Consider the following 7783-nt stretch of genomic DNA (forward strand, 5'->3'; position numbering starts at 1 on the left):
GGAGAAACAAAAAGGAAAGAAGGTCGTCTTCGGGAACGGGTGCTTCGACATCCTTCACGTGGGGCATATCCGGTATCTGAAAGGGGCGAAGGCGATTGGGGACATTCTTATCGTTGCCGTCAATGACGATTCGTCGGTTACGGGCCTGGGGAAAAGGAAGAAGGTGGTGACACCGGTAAAGGAACGGGCGGAGATTATCGCAGCGATCGATTGCGTTGACTATGTGATCATATTCAGCGATCCTACCGTTGAAAACCTTCTCCGCACATTACAGCCCCACGTCCATGCAAAGGGGACGGATTACACTGAAGAGAATGTCCCGGAAAGGGCCATCGTTCAGTCCTACGGCGGGAAGGTGGCCATCGTCGGCGATCCGAAAGACCATTCAACAAGGGACCTTATCAAAACCATCAAAGAACTTTCTTAGCGCAATAGAAAGCGGCTCATAGTTCATAGCTGATAGCTCATAGCAAATCCTAAATTCCAATTTCTAAATCCTAAACAAATTCGAATGTTCCAAATTCAAAACAGTTAAACAAAATAACCTCGTCATTGCGAGCCCGCAGGGCGTGGCAATCCCATCTTTTGAGATCGCCACGTCGCTCCGCTCCTCGCGATGACAACACATTTTGAACATTTGATATTTGAATTCTGATATTGTTTAGTGCTTCATGCTTCGATATTAGGATTTTGTATTCTGTTATTGCCATGAGCCATGAACTATGAGCCGCCTTTCATCCGGAGCGGAATGAGCGTGTTTGCGAATAGGAATCTATAGCGAGTGCGCGAGCGAGAGGGGGTGGCTCCGGCAGCTTTGCTGCTGGAGGGGGCGACGTGAGCCCCCTTAATTTGCGGTATGTTGATGAAACCCTATGTATTTATCCCTGATCTTGTTTTTGATCTTTAATACCATAACGTGCGATATGCCAAGTCTGCTTCCTATTTCCCGCATCGACATCCCTTCCAAAAAACAAGACAGGACTTCACACTCCCGGTTCGAGAGACATTTTTCTTCCAGCGACTCTACTTCTAACTTGCCTTCGATATAGTCCAGGGTTTTGATGTTTTCAGATATGAGGAAATCTTCAATACATATGCCTTCTTCCCCGACAGGATTGCTCAGGCTGAAGAAAATACCATGCTCCCTGACCTTCCTGAGATAATTCTTTAAATGATAATAACATCCCTGGAGGATATAGCTGTCTGTCTTGTCATCGATGGAACCTTTGTTATGAGCGATCCAGAGATGGAACAGGGCCTCCTGGTAGAGGTCGTCATCGTCAAAAAAGGAATGGTGTCCATTCAGTTTTTTTGTGATCCTCTTCAATGTGGGCGATAATCTCCTGACAACACCTTCAAAGTCCATCATTTTCCCCGGTACTGATTTGTTATGGGCATTCTCCTGTCTTTACCGAATGCCTTCGGCGTGATCTTAATGCCCGGAGGAGACTGACGTCGTTTATATTCACTTACTTCAACCATGTGCAATACCTTTTTCACTGCTGCCCGTGATAGTTCACGTGAAGTGATTGTATTGAGATCCCCGTCCTCTTCGATGTAATCCTTCAGTACAGGATCGAGGTGCTCGTATGGCGGCAGCGTATCCCTGTCTCTTTGGTCCGGTTTCAATTCCGCCGTAGGTTCTTTGGTTAAAACCCTCGCAGGTATAACACGGCCCAGAGAATTTCTGTATTGAGACAATCGATAGACCAGAGTTTTCGGCACATCCTTGATCACAGCGAAACCACCGGCCATATCCCCGTAGAGCGTTGCATACCCCACGCTCATTTCCGACTTGTTCCCGGTAGTCAAAACGAGCCAGCCAAATTTGTTCGAGAGGGCCATCAGGAGATTTCCGCGAATTCGCGCCTGAATATTTTCTTCGGTAATATCTTCCTGAAAACCTGAAAATGCCGGCTGCAACGTGGAGAGATACGCCTGGTAGATAGCATGTATGGGAATGGTAAGCAGCCTGATACCGAGGTTTTTTACCAGCTCCTTTGTATCAACCCCGGATTCTTTTGATGTATAACGGAACGGCATGAATACACCGATGACGTTGTCGCTGCCAAGACTATCGACTGCCAGGGCGGCTACGATGGAAGAATCGATGCCGCCGGAGAGACCGATCACGGTCTTTTGAAAACCATTCTTTACTACATAATCGTGGAGGCCCAGCTTCAGGGCTTCATAGACCTCAGCAACCGGTTCCAATGGCTTCCTTTCGGGCGATGACAGGCGTGGCCTTCCCCCTGGCAACACCTTGTCCCGGATAGTGACGACTTGCGCAAAATTACCGGTACGTGCCCGCGGTGATCCTTTTGTCTTTTGTCTAAGCTCCTTGAGCGGTATATCCAGCACGAGCAGGTCCTCGCGGAAGGCATCTGCCTTGGCTATGATCCGACCCTTTTTATCCATTACAAAACTCTGTCCGTCGAACACCAGTTCGTCCTGTCCGCCTACCATGTTCGCATAGGAGATGAAAACGCCGTTTTCCCGCACACGGTTTTTCGAGATCTCGGCACGGACATTGATCTTCCCTGCATGGTACGGAGAGGCATTGATGTTGCATATCAACGCAGCCCCTGTCCGGGCCATTATTCCTGATGGCCCTTCCCTGTGCCAGATATCTTCACAGATGCTTACACCGAAGATGACCTCACCGTATCTGAATACCAAAGGCTTGCTCCCTTGCTCAAAATACCGTTTTTCGTCAAAAACACCATAATTGGGCAGGAGTGTTTTATGGTAGATGCCTTTTATCTTCCGTTTGTAGATAACGGCCGCGGCGTTGTAGAGATGTCCCCCCTGCCTGTTGACGAAGCCGACTACTACTGCGATATCGCCGACAGCCTCTGTCAATCCGCCCAATGCCTTGAGGTTTTCATCAATAAAACTCCCTTTCAGGAGGAGGTCCTCTGGTGGATAGCCGGTGATCGCAAGCTCGGGGAATGTGACAATATCAACCCTCAGGGCGCTTGCCTTTTCTATGTATTCAACAATCCTGGCGCAGTTGCCTTTTATATTGCCGACAACGCAGTTAACCTGTCCGATAGCTATTCTCAGTTCATCCATACTGTTCACCACCCATAGAAATAGAAAAGGCATCTCAAACCACCATGGTGATTTGGACGCCCTTGTCCGTCTAATCGTTTTTGTGAGTTTTTAGCGCCCTTCGCTAATAACTCTTCCTTTGTCGTGAAAATATAGTAATTTTTTTTTTCACCCTTGTCAAGTTCTTTTCTTGAGATCGGAGGTCAGTATAATGGCATCGGCGATCTCTTTCATGGTCTTTCTCATATCCATGCTTTTCTTATGGATCTTTTTATATGACTCGTCCTCTGTGAGCCCGAGTTCTTTCATGAGAATGCCCTTTGCCCTCTCGATGATCTTCCTGGACTCCAGGGCCTCTTTGGCGGTAAGGATCTCCTGGCTCAGGTTTGTATTCTCAATGGCAACAGCAGCCTGGTTGGCTACCGCCTGAAGGATGTCTATCTCCTCTTTCCTGAAATTATGTTCGCTCTTCGTGTAGCTGTTGATCACTCCTATAACCCTGTCCTTAATCATCATAGGCACTGAGAGCAACGACACTATCCCTTCCTTTTTCGCAATTTCGGGATACATAAAACCCGGTTCCTTTGTGACATCGAGAACAGTGATGGGTTTTTTTTCAAAGACCGCCTTACCGCTTACCGATTGTCCTACTTTGAGGTTTGGTTTGTTGATATAGTCCTGGCTGAGGCTCTGCGTGGCTGCGATGACAAGCTCTTCTCTCTTTTCATCGAGCAACATGATCGAGCAGATCTTGGAATCCATCACCTTGGCAGTCATGGTGACGATCAACTGAAGTATCTCTTTGAGATAATAATCAGAGACGATTGTCCTGGAAACCTGCGAGAGAAGGTCAAGTTGTTTCGCCTTCTTCACCACCTCATCATATGTCATTGCGTTCTGGATGCTGCTCCCGAGGTATCGTCCGATCGTAAAAAGCAGGTTCACCTGCGGCTCCGGATAGATATGTTCCTTTCTGTTCCTGAGGTTCATTACGCCGATGATCTCGTTCTTTGAAAGGATCGGGATTGAAAGAAAGGCCTCGTATTGATCCTCTTCGAGGAGGGGGAAGGTTTTAAATCTCCTGTCCTTGTATGACTCCCTTGATAACGCCACCGGTTTCTTCTCTTTTGCGGCCCATCCGGTGACACCTTCGCCCATCTTCAGCCTCACGGTGCCCAGTCCCTTAAGACGCCTGTCGTTCGATGCCGTAAGAATAAGCTCGTCGTTTGGCCCATCGTACAGATAGACAAGGCAGGAATCAACGGTCACAAAATTCATGATAGTCTCTATAATGCGCTGCAGAAGCACCTTCAGGTCAAGGTTGTCGCTGATGTCCTTTGCAACCTCATGGAGAATCCGTAACTCCTCATCTTTTTGTGCTGCCCTCTGCTTCGTCTCTGTGTTCCGCATATCACCAACACCTGTCTTCGGCAATCACTGTAAAAATACCTAACCTAAAAAGAGGGCGGCACAGCATTCAGTGTATATTGCCGCTTCCTCACGCTCACGATACCTTTCTGCACGAGGCTCTTTATCATCCGCGATACGGTTTCCCGTGAACAACCGCAGGAACTGGCTATCTCGATCTGCGTAGGCCCCTTTTCTATGATGACATAATCTTTTACCTTCACCCCCGTCTTCTCGCCGACACCGAGAAGATACTTTAAAATCCTTCCTTCCACGCTGAGGAAGGCAAGCCATTTGATCCTCTCGTCTGCCTCGCGAAGCCTCCTGGAAAGAACCCTTAAAATGGCGATGGTAATTGTGGGGTTCTCCATGAGGAGCCTGGTAAACTCGTGTCTCCTGATAATGAGCAACTCTGAGCTTTCAAGGGTAATCACGTTTGCAGACCGTGGTAATTCGTCAATCAGGGCAAGTTCACCAAAAAAACCGTCCCTGCCGATGGCAGCCAGTATGTATTCCCTGCCGTCTTCATCATAGAGGCAGACCTTCACCTGCCCCTTGAGGACAATATAAAGGGAATCTCCCTTTTCACCTTCCTGAAAAACGACCTCCCCCCGGGCATAGGTGTTGATATAGATAATCCTTGAAATGACCTCGATATCTTTCTCGTTAAGCGTAGAGAAAAGGCTCACGCTCTTTAAATTATCCATGTATCGTCTCATCATCGTATCATCACCTCGCGGGCGCTAAGAACCGAATATTACTTCAAGGTCCTTGAGCGCTTCCTTTACTTTCCTACCAGAAATACCGCCCTGCGCAATCTGAGGTCCTCCGCCACCTTTACCGCCATATCGCTCCGAAATCCTCTTTACAATCTTACCAGCATTATACACACCCTGTAAATCTTTCGTTACAGCAAGAACGATTAACCCCTTATCCTCTTCCTGTGAACCGACAATCGCTATACAGCTCTTTACTTTACCGCGAATAATATCCGTGACCTTTCTCAGTTCCTCTGCGCCGGCATTTGGCACAAAGAGTGAAACGACCTTTGTTCCGTCTTTTTCAAAGACCTCCTGCAAGGCCTCCTCGACCCTGTGTGATACGATCTCTTCTTTCAGCCGTTCAACCTCTTTTCCCCGCTTCTCGAGGTCACTCACGATCGACTCCACCTTTTCACGGACCCGCTCAACCTCCGTATTGGACAGCCCGGCAATGGCCTTCAGCGTCTTTTCCATTTTCCTCTTATAGAGGATCGCCGCCCTGCCGGTCACCGCTTCTATTCTCCTGATGCCTGACGCGAGAGAGCCTTCGCTTATGATGTAAAAACTGCCTATCTCACCGGTATTTTTTACATGTGTACCACCGCAGAGCTCCATGCTGAAATCGCCTATCCTGATAACTCGCACCTTCTCACCGTACTTTTCCTCAAACAACGCCGTAGCACCTTCACGTATGGCCTCTTCACGGCTTCTTTCCTCGGTGTCAATATCGATGCACGCCATGATCTTTTCGTTGACGATGTCTTCAACCTTCACCACCTCTACATCGTTCATACCTTCAAAATGGGTGAAGTCAAACCTCAGCCTGTCTTGTTCTACCATGGAACCCGATTGTTTTACATGGTCCCCAAGGACCTTCCGTAAGGCATAGTGGAGCAGGTGCGTCGCGGTGTGGTTCCGGGAAACACCCCTTCTCTTCTCCAGATCAACGATGAGTTCCGCATGATCTTCCTTGTTAATAACACCTTTTTCCACCTTCACCCTGTGGGAGAAAAGGTTGTCCTTAATCTTTGTAACTTCCAGGATCCTCGCTCTCCCTTCGGTATGATCCGCGCGGGTGACACGGACAAAACCTCCATCGCCAATCTGGCCGCCGCTCTCGGCATAAAAGGGCGTCCTGGCAAAAAAGAGCTCCCCTTCATCTCCTTCCCGTATCTCATTCACCAGATCGGTCCCAACCAGTATACGCTCAACGGTCCCGCTGTCTTTCAGGGTTCTGTATCCCGTAAACGTGCTCGATATACCTTCCCTTAAGACTGCCAGGTGACCGTCATCCCATTCTTCCCCTTTGATCTTCGAAGCCGTCCTCGACCGCTCCTTCTGGTCTTTCGACGCGCTCTCAAAACCTTCCATATCGACGAACAAACCATCTTCTTCGGCTATCTCTATGGTTATATCTAAGGGAAATCCATGGGTATCGTAGAGCTTATAGACAAGATCACCGGGGATCGTCCTGATGCCTTTTGATATGAGCTCTTCCGTAATCTCCTCGTAAACCTTCATGCCCACACTCAATGTTTCCACGAAACGTTCTTCTTCGCCCTTGATTACCCGGACGATATAAGGGTGGTTGTTCCTGACCTCAGGGTATACGTCCTCCATGAGATCTACAACCGTCTTTGTCAGGTCATAGAGAAACTCTTTTCCGATGCCGATCTTCTTTCCATACCGTAAGGCCCTTCGGATAATCCTCCGCAAAACATAGCCCCTGCCCTCTTTTGATGGTAATATGCCATCGTTGATGATGAATGTAGCCCCCCTGGCATGGTCGGCTATAACCCGCATCGCTACATCAACCTTCTCGTCCTGTCCATACGTATGTCCCGAGATATCCTCGAGCCGCTTGAGGATAGGAACAAAAAGGTCCGTATCGTAATTCCCGATCTTTCCCTGCAGTATTGATGTAACCCTTTCAAGTCCCATACCGGTGTCGATTGACGGGGAGGGCAGATTCTTCATCTGTCCGTCAGCACTCCTCTCAAATTCCATGAACACGAGGTTCCATATCTCAAGATACCTGTCACAGTCACACCCCACCTTGCAGCCTGGCAGCCTGCAGCCAACGTTCTCGCCGAGGTCATAGAGGATCTCCGAGCAGGGCCCGCAGGGTCCCTCATCACCCATGGACCAGAAATTGTCTTTCTCGCCGAGCCTGACGATCCTGTCTTCCTGTACGCCAGCCTTTTTCCATAGCTCCGCCGCGTCGTTATCGTCCTGATAGATCGTTATCCACATCCTGCTTTTATCAAGGTTGAGTGTCTTTGTAAGAAATTCCCACGCGTAGGCGATGGCCTCTTTCTTAAAGTAATCACCGAAGGAAAAATTTCCCAGCATCTCAAAGAACGTATGGTGTCTCAGTGTCTTGCCGATGTTTTCCAGGTCATTGTGCTTGCCTCCCGCCCTCACACATTTCTGACAGGACGTTGCCCTCTGATAATCCCTCTTTTCATCCCCCAGGAAGAGGTTCTTGAAGGGAACCATCCCCGCATTGACAAAGAGCAGGGTGGGATCCTTTTCCGGCACCAGCGATGCACTCGGTACAA

6 protein-coding genes are annotated in these 7783 nt (G+C 48.7%); 1 reads left to right on the forward strand and 5 read right to left on the reverse strand.

From position 1 onward, the window contains the following. A partial coding sequence (locus tag PHU49_07045; protein MDD5243758.1) for an adenylyltransferase/cytidyltransferase family protein occupies nt 1-427 on the forward strand: 427 nt, incomplete at its 5' end. A gap of 417 nt (nt 428-844) precedes the next feature. On the opposite strand, the gene PHU49_07050 is transcribed toward PHU49_07045, so the two are convergent. The 5 genes from PHU49_07050 to alaS all read right to left on the reverse strand — a co-directional run. Then, entirely contained in the window at nt 845-1369 is a 525-nt protein-coding gene (locus PHU49_07050) for a sigma-70 family RNA polymerase sigma factor (GenBank protein MDD5243759.1), read from the reverse strand. Then, a complete protein-coding gene (locus PHU49_07055; GenBank protein ID MDD5243760.1) occupies nt 1366-3075 on the reverse strand; it encodes an NAD+ synthase in 1710 nt (569 codons plus the stop codon). The genes PHU49_07050 and PHU49_07055 overlap by 4 nt, the downstream gene beginning before the upstream one ends. A gap of 156 nt (nt 3076-3231) precedes the next feature. Beyond that, entirely contained in the window at nt 3232-4464 is a 1233-nt protein-coding gene (locus PHU49_07060; GenBank protein MDD5243761.1) for a GAF domain-containing protein, read from the reverse strand. Nucleotides 4465-4508: 44 nt separating this feature from the next. After that, the gene (locus PHU49_07065; protein MDD5243762.1) at nt 4509-5168 is read right to left on the reverse strand and encodes a Crp/Fnr family transcriptional regulator; all 660 of its coding nucleotides are present in this window, start codon (nt 5166-5168) and stop codon (nt 4509-4511) included. 36 nt (nt 5169-5204) lie between these two features. Continuing rightward, a partial coding sequence (gene alaS, locus PHU49_07070) for an alanine--tRNA ligase (GenBank protein ID MDD5243763.1) occupies nt 5205-7783 on the reverse strand: 2579 nt, incomplete at its 5' end.

This window comes from Syntrophorhabdaceae bacterium, assembly GCA_028713955.1.
Lineage (GTDB): Bacteria > Desulfobacterota > Syntrophorhabdia > Syntrophorhabdales > Syntrophorhabdaceae > UBA5609.

Excerpts from the sequence above, each read along its gene's own strand:
- PHU49_07060 (MDD5243761.1), bottom strand. The coding sequence starts at position 4,464 with ATGCGGAACACAGAGACGAAGCAGAGGGCAGCACAAAAAGATGAGGAG.
- PHU49_07055 (MDD5243760.1), bottom strand. The coding sequence starts at position 3,075 with ATGGATGAACTGAGAATAGCTATCGGACAGGTTAACTGCGTTGTCGGC.
- PHU49_07050 (MDD5243759.1), bottom strand. The coding sequence starts at position 1,369 with ATGATGGACTTTGAAGGTGTTGTCAGGAGATTATCGCCCACATTGAAG.
- PHU49_07065 (MDD5243762.1), bottom strand. The coding sequence starts at position 5,168 with ATGGATAATTTAAAGAGCGTGAGCCTTTTCTCTACGCTTAACGAGAAA.